Origin of the sequence: Clostridium sulfidigenes, assembly GCF_000732635.1 — a bacterium.
Taxonomy (GTDB): Bacteria; Bacillota; Clostridia; order Clostridiales; family Clostridiaceae; genus Clostridium_J; species Clostridium_J sulfidigenes.
Genome location: NZ_JPMD01000023.1, coordinates 1 through 20,379, shown reverse-complemented (window position 1 = coordinate 20,379; position 20,379 = coordinate 1). Strand labels below are relative to the sequence as shown.

The following is a 20,379-nucleotide window of genomic DNA, read 5'->3' as shown; positions in this document are numbered from 1 at the left end:
GGCTACCCTCCCGCAACTACATATTAACATTATATATATATTGATATAGAATTAATATTATGCATTAATAAAATAAAAAAGTTCCCCTTTTTATTTTAAAAGGAAAACTTTTAATACTTGATATGTTTTTAAATTAAATTATTCACTTTTAGCATAACTAAGTAATTCTTCTAATGTTAAGTCCTTATTGTGACAAAGTTTACTAATTGTTTTATTTCCAACATATCTATAATGCCATGGCTCATATTTATATCCTGTTATATCTTCTTTAGTCTTAGTATACCTTAAAATAAAGCCATACTTATAAGCATTTTCTAGAACCCAAGCACCCTCTTTGGTATTCTCAAAGGATTGATTTAAATCAAAGGCCATATCTCTGCTAGTAATATCAATAGCTAATCCAAGTTGATGTTCACTTTCACCAGGTTTTGCTACATATTCACTATGTTCACTGTCTTTATTTTGAATATCCTCATTGTAGATATATGTCTGCGAATCATATCCTCTAAATCCATTACTTAAAAATAAATTAATACCTTCTTCTTGAGCATCATAAAACATCTGCTCTAAATCTTCAACCATAGCTGCACTAACTAGGTTTTTTTCATTACTTCTTTCAGATACTAAGTTGATATTAGGAATAACTAAATTACCTGGCATATACTCCTTAGAAAGCAAATTTTCTTTGTTTACCAATGTATATAATCCCGTTGTATCACTATTAATAATATCTTTTATTTCTTTTATCTCATCTTTTGTTAAGGTAGCGCTAACTGTAGAGTCACTTAAATCAGGCACTTCTTCTAAATTGCTATATTCATGTTCATTAATACTATTGCCTCTAGAAGGCGTTGTTTTTCCTTGGTTATATTTAGAAGTTTTATTCTCATAATCATTGTTGAATATATTAGCTGTATCAAGGACTTTTGAATCTTCCTTTAACACAAGTCCAATCATTATACCCACTAAAAATAATAACCCAATAATTATTGTAGTTCCATTATTAAAACCTGATTTCTTTTTATAGAAAATATCTTTTCTTTTATAAAATGCATTTTTTTTCTTTATATAATTTTTATTATTCAACATAAGTTTTTGTTAGCCTCCTACCTTTATCTTCAATTTTTCATTGAAAATAAAATTAATTCTCATCTATCTAACCTTATATCATTATATCAAATATTAAGATATTATCAAAATAAAATATTTTAATTAAATAAATGTTTACAATTCATTGTTTTCATCCTTATATTTTCTTCCCATTAATTTTGTAACACATTCTTTAGCATTCTTCCCTTTAAAAAGAACTTCATACAATGCAGTAGTTATTGGCATATCTACATCAGTTTTAGATTTTAATTCATGAAAGGCTTTAACAGCCTCAATTCCTTCTACAACCATACCTATCTCTTTTATGGCTTCTTCCATTGTCTTTCCACTTCCAATTAATATTCCTGCTCTTCTGTTTCTACTATGCATACTAGTGCAAGTAACTATTAAATCACCCATTCCTGTAAGCCCATAGAATGTCTCAGCTTTTCCTGAGAGCTTAGTTCCAACCCTTATTATTTCACTCATCCCTCGAGTCATTAGAGCTGCTTTAGTATTATCTCCATATCCAATGCCATCTGAAATCCCAGCAGCAAGGGCAATGATATTTTTAAAAGCTCCCCCTATTTCAACTCCAATAAGATCATTATTTGTATAAACTCTAAAGGTATTATTGCTAAATACATCCTGGATTTTTTTTGCAGCTTTCATATCCTTTGATGATACCGTTACTGTAGTAGGTATATTCATTGCTACTTCTTCTGCATGACTAGGACCTGATAGCACTACTATAGGATGACCTTTTATTTCATCTTCAATTATTTCTGACATTCTTTTTAATGTATGATTTTCTATGCCCTTAGCCACAGTTACAATTATTTCATCACCTTTAAGAAAAGGCTCTACTTTTTTTGAAATCTCTCTAATAGCCTTTGAAGGTACTGCAAGAACTATTATATTACTATTTTCTATAGTTTCTTCAAGATCACCATAGGCAGTAACTTTTTCTGGTATGGCAATTCCCTTAAGATACTTTGTATTTTCTCTTTTTATATTAATATCATTAACTGTGCTTTCACTATGGCACCATACAGAACATTCTGACCCTTTCTTAGAAAGTAATACAGCTAAAGCTGTACCGAAACTTCCTCCTCCTATAAAAGAAATCTTATTCACCTTATCCCTACTTTCTTAAATTATATAAAACAATGAGAATAAATATTATACTATTTATTCTCATAATGTCTATTAATTCCTTCTTATTTACTGAAAATCCAATTATAATAAAATATATAGAATTTTTATTAATCTTCTTTTCTCTTCCTAAATATAGTTTTTATTCCAGTACCTTTGAAATCAAAACTTTCCCTTAGCTTATTCTCTAAATATCTCTCATAAGAGAAGTGTAGTAAAGCTGGATCATTTACAAAAAATATAAATGTAGGTGGTTTTATATCCACTTGGGTTACATAATAAATTTTTAGTCTTCTTAATGCAACTACTGGAGGTTCATTCATAAGTACAGCTTTACTTACCACATCATTTAATACCCCTGTAGCTATCCTCTTAGTATAATTATTATAGCACTCTTTAGCTACATTTAAAACTTTGTTTACCCTTTGACCTGTTAAGGCAGATATAAATAAATAATTAGCATATGGCATAAAAGATAACCCTCTACCGATTCTAGCTTTATAATCATTCATAGTCTTATCATCTTTTTCAATTAGATCCCATTTGTTAACTATTACAACTATTGCCTTATTAAGTTCATGGGCATATCCTATAATCTTTTCATCTTGATCACTTAACTCTTCTGTAGCATCAAGAATCAATATACACACATCAGCTCTCTCTATGGCTGTAAGAGTTCTTATAACGCTATATCTTTCTATCTCTTCTTTAATCTTACTTTTTCTTCTTAATCCTGCAGTATCTATTAATATAAATTTACCCTCATCAGTTTCTAATTTACTATCAATAGCATCTCTTGTGGTACCTGGAATATTACTTACTATATTTCTATTTTCACCTAGTAACTTATTTATAAGTGAAGATTTTCCAACATTAGGCTTACCCACCATGGCAATTTTTATGTATTCTTCATCTTCTTCACTACTTCCTAACTCATCAAAATGAGCTACAACTTCATCAAGCATATCTCCAAGACCTAATGCTTGAGTTGCTGAAATAGTTACTGGATTACCTATACCTAAGTTATAAAATTCATAAGCATTATCTTCTAATTCTCTTCTATCAATTTTATTTACTACTAATGTTATTGGTTTTCCTGATTTTCTAAGCATTTGTGCCACTTCATAATCTGATGGATGAAGACCGGCTTTACCATCTACTATAAATACAATTACATCTGCTGTTTCAATAGCAATATTTGCTTGCCTTCTCATCTGAACCATTATAATGTCTTCATTTTCTGGCTCAATTCCACCAGTATCAATAATTGTAAAGTTATGTCTTAGCCATTCAGCCTCTGCATAAATTCTATCTCTTGTAACTCCTGGTGTATCTTCTACTATAGCTATTCTCTTTCCTGCTAATTTATTAAAAAGTGTAGACTTACCTACATTTGGTCTTCCAACAATAGCAACTACTGGTTTTCCCATATTAATCCTCCCTTAAATGTTCATTTATTATAGTTATTAAATCATCTCCTGTGAAATCACAAATAATAACTTTTCTATTTAGTTCTCTAGATAAATCTTCCACAGTATAATCATCTAACAGTATGGCTTTATCTGAATTAGAAAGTTCATAGCCTTTTCTAAGGACGTTATCAGGTATTATTATATATTCTCCAACTTCTCTTTCTTTAAGTGTGTTTATTATGTCTATTCCTGTTAAAAGCCCTGTTACTGTTATAGTCTCTCCAAAAAACTTATTTGGTATCTCCTCTACGGTAATATTTATATTATTATTCAACCTTTGAATTTTATCTTTTATATGTACTATTTCAGGATAAACTAAAGCCCCTGTTACAAAGGTAAAAGATCCCACTCCATCTTTCTTTAAATCTGGAAGTGTAGTATCTATGGTATCCTTTAATAGAGTTACCATTCCTACACCATCTTCAATTTGCTCAAATCCTTGGTAATGCTCAGAGTCTGGTAATGGTTCCCCTGATACTATATAAAATTCGTCTGACAATCTAACAAAGGGTGTTCCACTTTCTTCATAGTACTTTTTTTGTAGCTCTTTAACTAAATTGATTTGATTTAAAGAAGTTTCTTGTGTAAATAAATTTAGTTTTTTTAGTCCTTCTCTATGCTTAGTTATCCCTAAGGGTACTACTGCTACACTATTAACATTAGGATAAAGTCTATATAGATCTTCTATAGTGCTAACTAATTCTTCTCCATCATTAATTCCTGGGCAGCAAACAATTTGAGTGTTCATCTTTATTCCTGCTGCTGATAACCTCTTAAGTATATCATATATTTTACCCGCAAATCTATTGTTGAGCATTCTAACTCTAAGTTCTGGATTTGTAGTATGTACAGATACATTTATAGGACTTATCTTGTATTTTATTATTCTTTCTATATCCTCTTCTTTCATATTAGTTAGAGTTAAAAAATTTCCTTGTAAAAAGGATAGTCTAGAATCATCATCCTTAAAATATAAAGTTTCTCTCATTCCTTTAGGTAATTGATCTATAAAGCAAAAAATACAATCATTATGACATGTCATAGGTTTATCAATAATTCCTTCTCTAAATACTATCCCTAAATCTTCATCATAATCCTTCTCAATTTCAATTTCCCAAATCTCTCCATCTTTCTTCTCCACTTCTAAAAGAAGTACTTCATCAGTAATAAGAAATTTATAATCTATTATATCTTTAACATCATTTTCATTTATCCTTAAAAGTCTATCTCCAACCTCGATATCTACTTCTTCTGCAATAGAATTTGGAATAACCTTACTTATTTCATTTTTCATATTTGTATCTCCTTCATTCCTATAGCATGATTATACCACTATTATGTTATATTATCTTAATTATATTCCCTAGTCAATGCACCTAATTAAGATTACCTCAAAGCTTTCTATTTTTCAACAAAAATATAATTTAATTTCTAAGTAAAATAAAAAAGCTGACTACACATAGCCAACTTGTAATTTGAAGGTGGATTTAAATTAATTTAATTTTAGTTTTTCTCCGCTCTCTAAATATATAGTCCATTCACAAATATTGGTAGCATGGTCTGCCATGCGTTCCAAAAACTTGCATATAAATAAAAATTGACTAGCTTGATTTATAGTCGTTTGATCATTTCTCATTATTACAAGTAATTCATCAAATATACTCTTAAATAATCTATCTACCTGATCATCCATTTTACTTACTTCATGAGCTCTACTTATATCTGTAGTTATATATACCTCTAAAGAGTCTTTAATCATTTTTTCTACAATTTTAGCCATATTAGGTATATCTATAAGTTCCTTAATATAAGTTTCTCCTATAAGTTTTTTTGCAATCTTAGCTATGTCTACAGCATGGTCTCCCATTCTCTCTAAATCAGTTATGATCTTTGTAGTAATAAATATCCTTCTTAAATCACTGGCTAAGGGCTGCTCTGTAGCCATTAGTTTTATACACTTATCCTCTATATCTTCTTCAAAGTCATCTATTACATCATCCTTTTGAATTACTTCTTCTGCTAAGATTTCATCCTGTTTTTTTAATGCATCAATGCTATCTTCTATTTGTTTGGCTACAGCCTCACCCATGGCCATTAAATCTTCATGAAGTTGTTGTAATTTAAGATCAAAACTATTTCTTGTCATCCTCTTCACCTACACTTTATAAATTTTAATTATTGATAACTATCTAATTTCATTCTATTATTAACCAAATCTTCCTGTGATATAATCTTCTGTTCTCTTATCCTTTGGCATATGAAACATCTCTTCTGTCTTTCCATACTCCACAATTTCTCCATTTAAGAAGAATGCTGTTTTATCTGATATACGTCCTGCTTGTTGCATATTATGAGTTACTATGACTATAGTGTATTTTTCTTTAAGCACGTCCATAAGTTCCTCTATCTTAGAAGTTGATATTGGATCCAATGCAGAAGTAGGTTCATCCATTAGTATGACCTCAGGTTCAACAGCTATGGTCCTGGCAATACAAAGTCTTTGTTGTTGACCTCCCGATAATCCTATAGCACTTTTTTTAAGCCTATCCTTTACCTCTTTCCAAAGAGCTGCTCCTTGAAGAGATTTCTCTACAATTTCATCTAACTTCTTTTTATCCTTTATTCCATGAATTCTAGGTCCATAGGCAATATTATCATAGATAGACATTGGAAATGGATTTGGTTTTTGAAATACCATTCCTATTCTTTTTCTTAATTCTATTTCATTTAGCTCTTTGTAGATATTGTTATCTTCAAAAAAAACTTGCCCTTCTATTTTTACATCATCAATTAAATCATTCATTCTATTTAAAGTTCTAAGAAAAGTAGACTTTCCACACCCCGATGGACCTATTAAAGCTGTAACACTATTCTTATCTATTTCTATATTTATATTTTTAAGAGCATGATTTGATCCATAGTGTAAATTAAGATCTTTTACAGATATTATTGACATTATATTTCCTCCTAGTTACATTCTAATGACTAAAATTTTTCTTTATTTATTGTTTTTGTGATCCCCTTAGCTATCAAGCTTAAAGCTAAAATTATAAATATTAGTATAACTCCAATTGCAGATGCTAGCTCTATATTTCCGGCTTCCTTAGTAACTAGATAAGCATGTACAGTAAGAGTCCTACCACTAGACATAAGGTTTTGTGGCATTGCAGCTACTGTACCAGCGGTTAAAAGAATTGCTGCTGATTCGCCGATAATTCTTCCAATAGATAATATTACTCCTGATAAAATTCCTGGCATTGCACTGGGAACTACTATTTTGTATAAAACTTCAAACTTAGTTGAACCTAAAGCTACTGCACCTTCTTTATAACTTTGAGGAACTGTCTTTAAAGCTTCTTCTGTGGTTCTTATAATTACAGGTAGTACAATAATAGCTAATGTTAAAGAACCTGATACAATTGAAAATTGCAATTTAAGAGTAGATACAAAGAATACTGTTCCAAATAGTCCATATATTATAGATGGTATACCTGCAAGACTTTCTGTTGCAAACCTAATTAATTTAACTCCTCTTCCTTGCTTTGCATACTCTTGTAAATATATAGCTCCACAAATCCCTATAGGAATTGATATTAATAAAGATAATATTACCGTTAACAATGTAGTAACAATCATCGGAAATATACCACCACCATTTGTGGGAGAATAATCTCCAAAAATAAAGTTAAAATCTACAAGTCCAAAACCTTTATTAAATATATATCCTACTATAATAGCAATAATTAGAGCTGTAATAGCTGCAGATAACCATAAAATAGTTTTTAATATATTGTCTTTTATTTTTCTCATATTAATTACCTGCCTTTTCTGATATTTTAGCTATTACAAAGTTTAACAATAGAATGAAAGAAAACAAAACTACTCCTGTTGCAAAAAGCATTTCTTGATGTGTTCCAAAGGCATATCCCATTTCCAATGCTATATTAGTAGTGAGAGGTCTTACACTATCTGTTATATTATTTGGTATTATGGGGCTATTCCCAGCAACTAAGATAACTGCCATGGTTTCTCCTATTGCTCTTCCCATCCCTAGTACTATAGCTGTTAAAACTCCAGACTTAGCTGCTGGTAAAATTACTTTAAATATAGTTTCAATTTTAGATGCACCTAAAGCTAAAGATGCCTCTTTATATTGTTTTGGTACTGATCTTATAGCTGTTTCTGCCACTGAAATAATAGTTGGTAGCATCATTACTGAAAGAACTATTATAATGGCAAGTAAACTTTGTCCTTTAGGAAGGGATAATTTACTTTGAATAGCTGGTACTATTATTCCAAGGGCAAAGACTCCAAATAATACAGAAGGAATTCCTGCTAATAATTCCACTCCCTGAGACATTATCTTTGCTACTGATTTAGGTGCTATTTCAACAATAAAAATAGCTGTTAATATTCCTATGGGTACCCCTATAACAAGAGAGCCTAGGGTTCCATATATAGAAGCAATTATCATAGGAAGAATTCCATACTTTTCTGAACTAGGTACCCACTCTGTTCCTAGTAAAAATTCTCCAAAGGAATATCCTTTAGATATAAATGGTGTCAAACCCTTATAAAATACAAAACCTATTATTAAAATTAAACTTATTACTGCTATTAAAGCACATACTTTAAAAACATTCTCTGATATATCATCAATTATATATTTTATCCCCTTAAGTTTGTGGGGTTTTTCCGTCTTAACTGATTTCACTGACATATATTTGACCTCCAATTTAAATTCAATAGACCTTTAAGATAATTTTTCTCTCAAAGGTCTATACCCATTGTGGCGCATAAATTATCTATTTTACTTTTATTCCACCGGCTTCTTCAACAATACCTTGACCTTTTTCACTTAAAATGTAGTCAATAAATTGTTTTCCATCCTTTGTTAATTTATCTTCTTTATATACTACTAAGAAAGGTCTTGATAATTTATACTCTTTGCTTAATACTTTTTCAGGTGTTGCTTCACTTCCCTCTATTTTTAAATCCTTAATTGAATCATCTAATTGTTCAAAAGAAATATATCCTATTGCATTTTTATTTGTTGAAACTGTAGTTTTAACACTTCCATTACCTTCTGCTATAGTTGCATTTTTCTCCAATTCTTCTGAAGTATATCCTACAATTTCTTGGAAAGCATCTCTAGTTCCTGAACCATCTTCCCTTGAAACCACCACTATTGGGGCATCAATTCCTCCAACTTCCTTCCAGTTAGTTACAGCTCCCGTATATATGTCCTTAATTTGTTTCATAGTTAAGTTTTCTGCTTTATTTGATGGATGGACTACTAAGGCTATTCCATCATAAGCAATTACTGTTTCAGCAACTTCTGATTTTTCTTCATCTTTTAACTCACGTGAAGCCATACCTATTTCACTAATACCTTCTACAGCATTTTTTATTCCTGCTGAAGACCCTATTTGTTGAACCTCTACAGTAACATTTGGATTTTCACCTTTGTAACTCTCTGCTTCCTTTTCCATTAATGGCCCTACAGAAGTTGAACCTGATATTTTAATAGTTATAGCTTTTGCTTTATTATCACTAGTATTATTACCGCTATTATTTGAATTGGAAGTATCCTTTCCGCCACAACCTACTAATAATCCCATGGTCATTGTTGCAACTATTCCTGCTATTAATATTTTTATTGACTTCTTTTTCATTTAAATTCCCCTCCAATTTGTTTTTTTATTTATCTTACAATATTGATTATATTCTTTCTTAGTTAAGCTATTATTATCCATATATTAAAAAAACTTTACTTAGGTTAATAATACTTAACATAAACAAAGTTCTTAACTTCACAAGAAAAAGACTAGAGAATTTTCTCTCTAGTCTTTTATGAATATATTATCTTATCTTAATTATTCTATTTTTCTATATGATATGGAATTGTAATAATAAATTTTGTACCAACGCCTAAAGTACTTTCTACATCTATACTACCATTAAAACCAATAATTATATGTTTAACTATAGCAAGACCTAATCCTGTTCCACCCTTTGCCCTAGATCTAGCTTTATCTACCCTATAAAATCTTTCGAAAAGTCTTGGTATATACTCTTTTGCAATTCCCATACCACTATCTTCTACAATAACTTTAAAGTAGGTATCATAAATTATCTTTGTTATTACTACCGTATCAAAGGCTTCACTATATTTTATTGCATTATCCACTAGATTTATAAGCATTTGTTTAAATTTATCCTTATCTCCTAGAATATTAGGTATCTCATCTCCAACTATACTTACATGCACCTGCTTTTGTTCACCAGTATTCTTCATTAAATAAAATACATCCTCTATAGCTTTATTTACATTAAATACTTCTTTCTTAAATTCTTGTTTATGCTCAATTTGTGATAACAATAATATATCTGATATAAGTGTTGTAAGTCTTTCTGCTTCTTCATTTATTATAGTTAAAAATTTTTTCTTAGTCTCATCATCATCAACCTCTTTTAAAGTCTCAGCAAAACCTCTTATAGATGTAAGAGGAGTTTTAAGTTCGTGGGATACATTAGCCACAAATTCAGTTCTCATATTTTCTAACTTCTTCAAGTCAGAAATGTCTTGTATTACTGCTACTGCTCCAATATGCTGATGATTATGAACTATAATATCTGCGGTTCTAACCCTAAGAAATTTTATAGTAGGAGCACTTAACTTAAACTCTTTAATATCTCTATCTCTCATAGAAAATATAAATTTTAAATTCACTTCTTTACATATATTTTCAACTGGATTGCCTACTACATCTTCTTTAATATTAAAAATTTTCTTTGCATAGTTGTTTATCATTATTATATTGTGACTATTATCTATAGCAATTACGCCACTTTCCATACTTTGAAGAATTGCTGAAAGTCTATTTTGCTTTTCACTTACCTCATGTAAGCTACTTTCAAGTCTATCAGCCATATGATTAAAGTTCAAAGCTAACTTACCAAGCTCATCATTGGTAGTAATTTTAATTCTTCTACTTAAATTTCCATTAGTGATCATAGAAGTAATAACATCTAAATCTCTAATTGGTTTAACAATTATATAGGATAACTTATTGGCAATCCAAAGAGATATAAAAATCATTATAATTATAGCACTACCATACCATACTATATATGTATCATTTAATTTATGTGTTGCTTTTACAGGGGTTGAAACTCTAACTACTATACCATCTTCTATAGCTACAGCATAGTAAATAACATACGTTTCTTCCCTATCACTATATCTAGTAACAGTACCTTCCCCTTTAGATTTAGCCATGATAACTTCATCTTTATTATTATAATTTATTAATTTTTCCACATTTCCTAAAGAATCAAATTGGGCAGTGCCATTGCTATTTATAATAGTAATTCTAATATTCAAATTTTTCATTTTATCTACTACATTAGAAAAACTCGCCTGGTCAATGTTGTGTAACTGTTCACTTACTAAATAAGCATAAACATTTAATTGTTCTTTAGCACTCTCTTCACTTTCATAGGTAACTATTGTATAAAATACTGTAGTTAGAAATCCTAATACAAAAACTAATGCTGCAAAAACACTTAGCATTAGTCTTTTTTTCATAGTTCTTCGTGAATTATCTTTCATAACTGTCCCCAGAATTAAATTTATATCCTATACCTCTAATAGTTTGAATATAAATTGGATTTTTATCATTATCTTCTATTTTCTGTCTTAAATGTCTCACATGGACATCTACAGTTCTAGTTTCTCCTACATATTCGTAGCCCCATATCTTATCTAAAAGAAAATCTCTTGTCATAACTTTTCCTTTGTTTTTTATCAGTATTTCTAAAAGTTCAAACTCTTTTAATGTAAGCTCTATTTTTTCTTTTCCTTTATATACTTCATGTTTTTGATAATCTATATTTATATCTCCAAACTTAAAGCTATTGTCTTCTTGTTTAAAACTCGTTCTTCTTAATATAGCTTTAGCTCTAGCTACTAGTTCCCTCACCGAAAAAGGTTTTGTTATATAATCATCTGCTCCTAACTCTAAGCCTAAAATCTTGTCTAACTCCTCACCTTTTGCTGTAATCATAATTATTGGTGTAGACTCTATAGATGATTTTTTTCTAATAGACTTACATACTTCTAACCCATCCATCCCCGGTAACATGAGGTCTAAAAATATTAGATCTGGTTTTTCATCTTCAGCTATTTTTAATGCATCAATTCCATTATCAGCAGTTATAACCTTAAACCCATTCTTAGTTAAATTAAATTTAATTAGTTCCTGAATATGTGCCTCATCATCAACTACTAATATTGTTTTTTCCATAAATATCACTCCTTAAACTCATGGATAAATACAAAGGAAAATAACCTACCATGAGATTCTTCTTCTTTTCTATATGAATATAACTTTTTATCCTTGCTACAGTATGTACATAAATTTAAACATACTATATTATTATTTTTGATACCTTCATTCATTAACTGTATCTCTACACACTTTTGTAAATCTAAATTTCTACCATAATTAATCTGTTGATTTTTAAATAAATCACAATCCTTGAAATTATCTATAAGCTCCTGGCTTACTTCATAGCAACAGCTTTTATTATGAGGACCTATAAAAGCTTTAATATAGCTATGATTACACCCATAATTTTCTTTCATAACTTTAATTCCTTTAGAAACTATATTATTCAAAGTTCCTTTCCAACCACTATGAAGAGCTGCTATTACTTTATTTTTAGTATCTACTAAAATTATTGGTACACAATCCGCTGTAAATACTCCAATAGCAACCTGTTTTTCTTTTGTTACAATACCATCTCCATCATAGTTTACTATATCCATATTTTCTTCATAAGAAAATACTTTAGTTCCATGAACTTGATTTAAATATACAACCTCATTTACTTTAAACCACTTTTTTAAATTATTTAAACTAGACTTTCCTTCATTAAATGTTTTATTAAAGTTTAAATTATTTTTTGCTGTAGAAAATCCAATGGTTATATCATCTAAATCATAGGTTAGAAATTCATTATTTTCTATGTTATAAGATCTCATATTACTTATCACCACTTAAACCCTTTATCTCTTCTATAAAACTATTAATATCATCAAACTTTCTATATACAGATGCAAATCTTATATAAGCAACTTCATCCATATACCTTAATTTCTCCAATATTAATTCTCCTATTTCCTCGGATCTTATTTCACTAGTCATGGTATTATTAAGTCTTTTTTCAATAGAATTTACTAAGTTTTCTATCTCTAATCTCGATACAGGTCTTTTCTCACAGGCTCTTATAACACCACTTATGATTTTATCCCTATTAAATAACTCTCTAGTTAAGTTTCTTTTTATAACAAATATTTGTATATCCTCTATTTTTTCATAGGTAGTATATCTTTTATTGCAATTAAGACATTCTCTTCTACGTCTAATTGCACCATCATCTTCTGTTGCTCTAGAATCTACAACCTTACTTTCTTCTCCATTGCAATAAGGACACTTCACTATAATCACATCCTCTAAGTTTTTTCTGTTTATACTACGATTATACACAAAGTATTCACCATTTGTATATAATTAATTATTTTCTCCTAATTATTTTCAACAATACCCTCTCCATCTACTAAAATAACATCTACTCCAATTTTTTTAATTCTCTCCCAAGGCAATTCTATATCTTCATTTTTTGAAAACCATCCAGATTTCTGTGTTGGAAGTATTACTGCTTCTAATTTATATTCTTCACAATTAACTTTAAAATCTTTTATATAGCCAAGTTTAGTACCTGTGTTAATATCTATTATCTCCATAGTTTTTAAACTATTTATCGCAAACATTGAAGTTTCCATAAAAAACTCCCTCCTTAAATTTTATATCATTTAATCTATATTCTCTTTAAAATAATATAGAACATAAAAAAGAGCCTAGACTCTCTTTTTTATACCAACGTGATATAGCTATAATAATCTATAAAGCAAAAAGGAGCCTAGGCTCCTTTTTGCTGAGTTATAAATTTTAAATTTTAACCTCATTGCAATGTGAATTTTAATATAATATGTTTTCATTACATAAACTATTGCAACTAGTTTTAATTCTAAATTAAGCTACCTACCTGTAAATACGCATATTACACATGTTTCCTCATATGTTTAAGTGCTGTCTTTTCCAATCTCGAAACCTGAGCTTGAGATATTCCAATTTCATCAGCAACCTCCATTTGGGTTCTTCCTTGAAAAAATCTTAAGTTTAAGATTAGTTTTTCCCTATCTGTAAGCTTCTTCATACCTTCTTTTATTGATATATTTTCAAGCCATCCATCATCTAAATTCTTACTATCACTAATTTGATCCATAACAAATATGGCATCTCCACCATCATGGTAAATAGGTTCAAATAATGAAATGGGGTCTTGAATTGCATCTAGTGCAAATACTATCTCTTCTTTAGGCATTTCTAGTTCTTTTGCAATTTGAGAGATAGTTGGCTCCTTATTATCTTTGTTAACAAGCTTATCTCTCACTTGTAATGCCTTATAAGCAATATCTCTTAAAGATCTACTTACTCTAATAGAGTTATTATCCCGAAGGTATCTTCTAATTTCTCCAATTATCATCGGTACTGCATAAGTGGAAAATCTAACATTCTGACTTAAATCAAAATTGTCAATAGCCTTCATAAGACCTATGCAACCTACTTGAAATAAGTCATCTACATTTTCCCCTCTGTTATTAAATCTTTGAATTACACTTAATACTAACCTTAGATTTCCTTTTATAAAATCCTCTCTACAGCCCTTATCACCTTGCTTTATCTTGATTAGTAGTTCCCTCATTTCCTTCTCTTTTAATACAGGTAGTTTCGAAGTATTCACTCCACAAATTTCTACTTTATTAATCATCATAAGGTCTCATTCCCTTCAGAATAATTACATTAAAATTATCTCCTGATGTAGCTTTTTTATACTAAAGACAACCTTATAACATTTTATTAATTTCTTTTTTAAGTCTCTTAATTATTCTTTTTTCCAGTCTAGAAATGTAGGATTGAGATATACCAAGCATATCCGCAACTTCCTTCTGGGTTTTTTCTGTAATTCCATTTAGTCCAAATCTCAACTCTATTATTTCTTTTTCCCTACTATTTAATTTATCCATAGCAATTCCAAGAAGTTGCTTATCTACTTCTTCTTCTATATAGTTATATACTACATTACTATCAGTTCCTAATATATCTGATAATAACAGTTCATTTCCATCCCAATCAATATTTAATGGCTCATAAAAAGATATTTCTGTTTTTATCTTATTATTTCTTCTTAGATACATAAGTATTTCATTTTCTATACATCTAGAAGAATAGGTTGCTAATTTAATCTTCTTTTCTGGTGCAAAGGTGTTTACAGCTTTTATAAGCCCTATAGTACCTACTGATATTAAATCCTCTACATTTACTCCTGTATTTTCAAATTTTCTTGCTATATAAACTACCAATCTTAAGTTACGTTCAATTAATATGGATCTTATACTTTCATCTCCCATTTCTAGATTTTCTACCAATACTTCCTCTTCTTCTTTAGTCAATGGTGGTGGTAATGCATCATTTCCCCCTATGTAGTAAATTGATTTTGCAAAGCCTTTAAACTTACTTAAAAATCTACTTAGTATGCTTTGCAACCCATTTCTCACTTCTAAAATTTTTTTTGATATTTTATTCATAAAAATTCCTCCTATTCTATAATCCCCCTTGGTAAAAGTCCATTATAATCACTATGTTTGCTAAGCTTATTATCACAAAATGCCAATATCAAACTTTCTTCTTTTATATTTCCATTAATGTTTATCTTCACACTATCTGGTCTAATTCCAATAAGTTTCCCATTACATCCACTTACCACAGAATAAGGAATGTTATATATGCTATGGTTCTTTAAATTTAAATCTTTGAAAAACTTCCTTTCTACAATTATTACAGGCAAATTTGTTGCTGGCTCTCTAAGTTCATTACCTGTATCTAAAAAGGCTTTTATTATAGTCTTCACATTATCGATACATATTTCAGTAGTATATACATAATTAGTTAATGAGCGTCTATCTTTTACATATACAGTCAACTTATAAATTAACATATAAATAATCATTAAAGACAATATAAGATTTTTATAGGAAAAATTATATATCATAGCACTTGATGATAAAGATGGATTATCCTTTATGGCTATATAAAAAGACATTCCTGCAAGAAGTACAGAATACAATATAAATATTCCAGTAGCTTTTAATACTTCACCCATACTTTTATCTTTAATAGATATTATCATCATCAGTAGAGCTACTACTATTTTAAAGGGCGTAGATGTAAAAAACTGTAGTTTAGGAATAACTATAGCAAAAACATATGAAGCACCAATAGCTGAACTTAGCATTAACCTACCCATTGAAACCTTCTTTTTTATAGTTTGCATAGTTATTGTTAGTAAAAATAAATTCACTAAAAAATTTTCTAACAAAAGCATATCTAAGTACACTACCATTTTATTTACCCCCTTAAAGATTATTATATAGGTTACTTACGGTAAAATTTGTAAAATCATATGGTAAAATTTCATATTATTACTAGAAAATTATGTCATTTTACGATTTTTTTTTTAAATTAAGTATTTATTAAAAAATAAACTGTGTAATGTAAACAAAAGCCCTTGAAATAATAAAGGGCTGAAATAGAATACGTTTTATTCTACTTCAGCCTTTATATGGAATTTTAAAAATTTAAATAAGAAGAGACTATTACAAAATAATTAAAAATCATTTTGCAATAGTCTCTTAATAAAATAAATAATAATCTTATATTATCTCATGCTTTTTCTTAGCCATGTAGGAACTGTAAAATCTTCACTTTCCTCTTTAGAAGATGTAGTAGCTTCACTTGATTGAGTTGCTGCTACCTCTGATTTAGGACTCTGACTTTTAATAGAGTCAAAGCTTACTCCACTTTCCATTTTAGCTTTTTCACAATCAAATCCTGTAGCAATAACTGTTATTCTTATCTCATCATTTAAGCTCTCATCAATTACAGCACCAAATATAATATTTGCATCTGGATCAGCTTCTTCCTGTACTATTTGTGCAGCTTCATTAATTTCTAACAAAGACAAATCAGATCCCCCAGTAACATTTAAAAGTACTCCAGTTGCTCCTATAATTGAGGTTTCTAAAAGTGGACTTGCTATTGCTTCTCTTGCAGCATCTTGCGCTCTATTATCGCCAGTTCCAACACCTACTCCCATATGAGCAAGCCCTTTATTAACCATAATAGTGCTTATATCTGCAAAGTCCAAGTTAATTAATCCTGGTATAGTTATTAAGTCAGAAATACCTTGTACACCTTGTTTTAAAACATCATCTGCTTTTCTAAAAGATTCTACAAGGGTAGTTTTTTTATCCACAAGAGATAATAATCTTTCATTTGGAATTGTTACTAATGTATCAACTGATTCCTTTAAAGCCTTAATTCCAGCTTCTGCATGAATCATTCTTTTTCTTCCTTCAAAAGGGAAAGGTTTAGTTACAACACCTACAGTTAAAATCCCCATAGATTTAGCTATTTCTGCTACTACTGGTGCAGCTCCTGTACCAGTTCCTCCACCCATTCCACAAGTAACAAATACCATATCTGCACCTTTTAATGCTTCAATTATTTCTTCCTTACTTTCTTCTGCTGCTTTTCTTCCTATTTCGGGATTTGCACCAGCACCTAAGCCTCTAGTAAGCTTGTCTCCTAATTGGATTTTAAACTCAGCCTTAGATAAAACTAATGCTTGTTTATCTGTATTAATACCTATGAATTCAACATTTTTAAGTCCTTCTTCAATCATTCTATTTACAGCGTTGTTTCCACCGCCACCACAACCTACAACTTTAATTTTACATAAATCATCATTTTGAACATCGAAATCAATCACTTTATTACCTCCTCATTAGAAAAACTCTTTAGAATTCCCTTTAGTCTTGTTATAAACTTATTTTCTTTACTTCTATTATTGCTGCTACTCAACTTTTCATTACAACTTTCACAGGAACTTTTTTCTTTATTAAATATTTCTTCTTTGTTTAAAACATCTCTTATGATTCCTGTAGCTGTTGAATATATTGGATTTGCTGCTCCAACATAATTTGGAACACCTATTCTAACTGGCTTTCCTAATATTTCTGAAGCTATAGTCGTAATATCTCTAAATAAAGATATTCCACCTCCAACAATTACGAAACTGCCAATTTGATCACTTAATTGTTCTTTTTCAATGCGCTTATTTATTATTTCAAGTAGTTCTTTGACTCTTTCACCTATTATATCTACTAACATTTCATAATTAATTTCCACTATACTATTTCCACTAGTGTTAATCTTTATTTTATGATTTTCAGTTGAATTATCTTTTAATAATGTATTACATTTAAATTTTAATCTCTCACTATCTTGTAATGATAACTTTAGGCAAATAGAAATATCATTTGTAATATTATTACCACCTAAGGGTACTGAAAAGTAATCTAAGAATCTATTATTCTTAAAAACTGTAATTTCCATATTAGAACTTCCAACATCGATAATTGCTACACCTTTAGCAAGTTCAAGATCTTCAATTATATCCTTGCTTATACCTATAGCATTAACTACCCATCCCTTTATCTCGATTCCAGTTTCTTTTAAACATTTTTTATATCCATCAACATATTTTTTACTTAGTATAAATGCGTTGCCTTCTGATTCTAGTACCTTCCCTTTCATTCCTAATGGATTAGTAATATTCTTCATAGAATCAACTATGTATTCTTCAATATCAACTTGGACAATTTCTTGCTCCTTGCCAACACAAAACTTTGCAACTTCTCCTACATTTAATATATCTTCTTTGCTAATCTCTTTCATTTCTGGGAAAGACAAAACACCTTTAGTCTTTACGATTTCACATAAAGAAATTGGTACAGATAAGTATGCTTCTTCTAATGGTGAATTTACAATTTCCTTTAAACGCTCTACTACATTGCGTAAAATATAAGAAATATCCTCTTCATCCAACATTACATTATCCTTAACTCCCTCATAATCTGAAGTAGTAATTCCCATAACTTGTATTTTGTTTTCTTGGTCTAATCTCCCAACTACTCCACATACCTTTGAAGAACTTATATCTATTCCAACAATGTAATTATTCATATAACATATTCCTCCCACATTCTACTCCCTAAGAAGTTTACAGTGTACAAAGGTATATTCAACATGAAAAATGAAATTCCTTCAAAATAGTAGAATATTTTTAGAATATATTTATACAATGCCTAGTCTCTATAATATCTTACTACCATATACAGGTAAATAACGAAATTATCTCAATATATTATAAATACGCCATTTAATCATTTATATTCTATCTATAGTATAAAACTTAATTAAAAAAAACACAATAGTTAAATTCCCTATACCATTGATATTATAGGTTTTCTAAGAAGCAAAGAACTCTGTTTACAGTTCTTCTTTATCAATATATCTTATAATTTTACTTATAGCCATTTCCATAGTCTGCATACCATATTTTGACGAAGTTTCCATAGTTGATGGTATTTGATGTATTTTCCCTTCTCTAATTAAATTTTGAACTGCTGGGGTATTAACCATTACTTCAAGAGCGGCAATTCTTCCACTACCATCCACCTTCTTAAATAATCTTTGACATACTATACCTTTTAACACCGTAGAAAGCTGATTTCTTATCCTTAATTGCTGTTCTGACGGAAAATAATTTATGATTCTATCAATTGTTTTGTAGGCACTTATGGTGTGTAATGTAGAAATTACTAGATGTCCTGTTTCTGCTGCTAGAAGTACTGCTGACATAGTTTCTAAATCTCTTATTTCTCCAACTAAAATTACATCTGGATCTTCTCTAAGTATGGCTCTTAGCCCACTATCATAGCTTTCCGTATCCCTTCCTATTTCCCGTTGATTAATTAGAGACTTCTTATGATTATGTAAATACTCTATAGGATCCTCCAAAGTCACAATATGAGTTTTTTTATTTGAATTTATCTCATTTATCATAGCTGCCATAGTAGTACTCTTACCACTTCCAGTTGGCCCAGTTATAAGAATTAAGCCATCCTTTTTATTTGTAAGTTCCTTTATAATTGTAGGCATATTTAAATCTTCTAGAGTTGGAACTTTTACTGGTATTACTCTAATTGCAATAGTATCAAAACTTCTTTCTTTATATACATTAACCCTATACCTGCCTACATCCGGTAGAGTATATAGTATATCTCTCTCCCCTATTTCATTATATATAAAGTAATCTTCTCCAAGGATTTCCTTACTATATTTCTTAACTATTTCTTCAGATAAAACTTCTTCTATTACATTTAATAATTCTCCATTTTTTCGTAGAATAGGAGGTGCTCCTACAGACAGATGCAAATCTGAACCTTGATTTTCAACCACATATTTTAAAAGTTCCTTTAGTTCCATTTTTTATCTCCTTACATATAATAAAATACATTTCCACCTACATTGTTATTTTTATAATTATCTACTTTACATTAAGTTTACTATAATTTTAATTAGTATATCAATTTATATAATCGTATTAAATATATTTATATTTATATAAT

The 20,379-nt window shown here is 29.5% G+C and carries 20 protein-coding genes; all 20 read right to left on the bottom strand.

The features are described 5' to 3' along the window. Nucleotides 1-138: 138 nt before the first annotated feature. Nucleotides 139-1,089: a M15 family metallopeptidase gene (locus tag IO99_RS09250; protein WP_051824031.1), complete on the bottom strand. Its 951-nt coding sequence runs from the start codon at nt 1,087-1,089 to the stop codon at nt 139-141. Between the two features lie 135 nt (nt 1,090-1,224). Further along, complete coding sequence (locus IO99_RS09245; protein ID WP_035132693.1) at nt 1,225-2,226, bottom strand: NAD(P)H-dependent glycerol-3-phosphate dehydrogenase; 1,002 nt, start codon at nt 2,224-2,226, stop codon at nt 1,225-1,227. Between the two features lie 128 nt (nt 2,227-2,354). Beyond that, complete coding sequence (gene der, locus IO99_RS09240) at nt 2,355-3,674, bottom strand: ribosome biogenesis GTPase Der (protein ID WP_035132691.1); 1,320 nt, start codon at nt 3,672-3,674, stop codon at nt 2,355-2,357. A gap of 1 nt (nt 3,675) precedes the next feature. Continuing rightward, a complete protein-coding gene (locus IO99_RS09235) occupies nt 3,676-5,010 on the bottom strand; it encodes a radical SAM protein (RefSeq protein ID WP_035132689.1) in 1,335 nt (444 codons plus the stop codon). Nucleotides 5,011-5,208: 198 nt separating this feature from the next. Beyond that, nucleotides 5,209-5,862, bottom strand: coding sequence for a phosphate signaling complex protein PhoU (gene phoU / locus IO99_RS09230; RefSeq protein WP_035132687.1), 654 nt, complete (start codon nt 5,860-5,862; stop codon nt 5,209-5,211). Nucleotides 5,863-5,922: 60 nt separating this feature from the next. Beyond that, entirely contained in the window at nt 5,923-6,672 is a 750-nt protein-coding gene (gene pstB / locus IO99_RS09225) for a phosphate ABC transporter ATP-binding protein PstB (RefSeq protein WP_035132685.1), read from the bottom strand. 29 nt (nt 6,673-6,701) lie between these two features. Then, nucleotides 6,702-7,526, bottom strand: a complete 825-nt coding sequence (gene pstA / locus IO99_RS09220; RefSeq protein WP_035132683.1) for a phosphate ABC transporter permease PstA — start codon at nt 7,524-7,526, stop codon at nt 6,702-6,704. A 1-nt stretch (nt 7,527) separates the two neighbouring features. Beyond that, entirely contained in the window at nt 7,528-8,436 is a 909-nt protein-coding gene (pstC, locus tag IO99_RS09215; RefSeq protein WP_035132681.1) for a phosphate ABC transporter permease subunit PstC, read from the bottom strand. Nucleotides 8,437-8,521: 85 nt separating this feature from the next. After that, nucleotides 8,522-9,391 carry a phosphate ABC transporter substrate-binding protein gene (locus IO99_RS09210; RefSeq protein WP_035132679.1) on the bottom strand — a complete coding sequence of 290 codons (870 nt, stop codon included), beginning with the start codon at nt 9,389-9,391 and terminating at the stop codon, nt 8,522-8,524. Between the two features lie 206 nt (nt 9,392-9,597). Continuing rightward, nucleotides 9,598-11,331, bottom strand: coding sequence for a HAMP domain-containing sensor histidine kinase (locus IO99_RS09205; protein WP_051824030.1), 1,734 nt, complete (start codon nt 11,329-11,331; stop codon nt 9,598-9,600). Continuing rightward, entirely contained in the window at nt 11,321-12,031 is a 711-nt protein-coding gene (locus tag IO99_RS09200; RefSeq protein ID WP_278245238.1) for a response regulator, read from the bottom strand. Before IO99_RS09200 ends, IO99_RS09205 begins: the two co-directional genes overlap by 11 nt. Next, complete coding sequence (gene pgeF / locus IO99_RS09195; protein ID WP_035132675.1) at nt 12,031-12,765, bottom strand: peptidoglycan editing factor PgeF; 735 nt, start codon at nt 12,763-12,765, stop codon at nt 12,031-12,033. The genes IO99_RS09200 and pgeF overlap by 1 nt, the downstream gene beginning before the upstream one ends. Before the next feature lies 1 nt (nt 12,766). Continuing rightward, nucleotides 12,767-13,222 carry a transcriptional regulator NrdR gene (nrdR, locus tag IO99_RS09190; protein ID WP_035132824.1) on the bottom strand — a complete coding sequence of 152 codons (456 nt, stop codon included), beginning with the start codon at nt 13,220-13,222 and terminating at the stop codon, nt 12,767-12,769. A gap of 86 nt (nt 13,223-13,308) precedes the next feature. Continuing rightward, on the bottom strand, nt 13,309-13,566 hold the full coding sequence (locus IO99_RS09185) for a YlmC/YmxH family sporulation protein (RefSeq protein ID WP_035132673.1): 258 nt from the start codon (nt 13,564-13,566) through the stop codon (nt 13,309-13,311). A 278-nt stretch (nt 13,567-13,844) separates the two neighbouring features. After that, nucleotides 13,845-14,618, bottom strand: a complete 774-nt coding sequence (gene sigG / locus IO99_RS09180) for an RNA polymerase sporulation sigma factor SigG (RefSeq protein ID WP_035132671.1) — start codon at nt 14,616-14,618, stop codon at nt 13,845-13,847. 73 nt (nt 14,619-14,691) lie between these two features. Continuing rightward, entirely contained in the window at nt 14,692-15,432 is a 741-nt protein-coding gene (gene sigE, locus IO99_RS09175) for an RNA polymerase sporulation sigma factor SigE (protein WP_051824029.1), read from the bottom strand. 11 nt (nt 15,433-15,443) lie between these two features. After that, on the bottom strand, nt 15,444-16,247 hold the full coding sequence (gene spoIIGA, locus IO99_RS09170; protein ID WP_035132669.1) for a sigma-E processing peptidase SpoIIGA: 804 nt from the start codon (nt 16,245-16,247) through the stop codon (nt 15,444-15,446). A gap of 315 nt (nt 16,248-16,562) precedes the next feature. Beyond that, the gene (ftsZ, locus tag IO99_RS09165) at nt 16,563-17,675 is read right to left on the bottom strand and encodes a cell division protein FtsZ (protein ID WP_035132667.1); all 1,113 of its coding nucleotides are present in this window, start codon (nt 17,673-17,675) and stop codon (nt 16,563-16,565) included. Next, nucleotides 17,672-18,931 (bottom strand): cell division protein FtsA, encoded by a 1,260-nt coding sequence (gene ftsA, locus IO99_RS09160; RefSeq protein ID WP_035132664.1) that lies wholly within the window; start codon nt 18,929-18,931, stop codon nt 17,672-17,674. Before ftsA ends, ftsZ begins: the two co-directional genes overlap by 4 nt. 306 nt (nt 18,932-19,237) lie before the next feature. Beyond that, nucleotides 19,238-20,236 carry a type IV pilus twitching motility protein PilT gene (locus IO99_RS09155; protein ID WP_051824028.1) on the bottom strand — a complete coding sequence of 333 codons (999 nt, stop codon included), beginning with the start codon at nt 20,234-20,236 and terminating at the stop codon, nt 19,238-19,240. Nucleotides 20,237-20,379 lie beyond the last annotated feature (143 nt).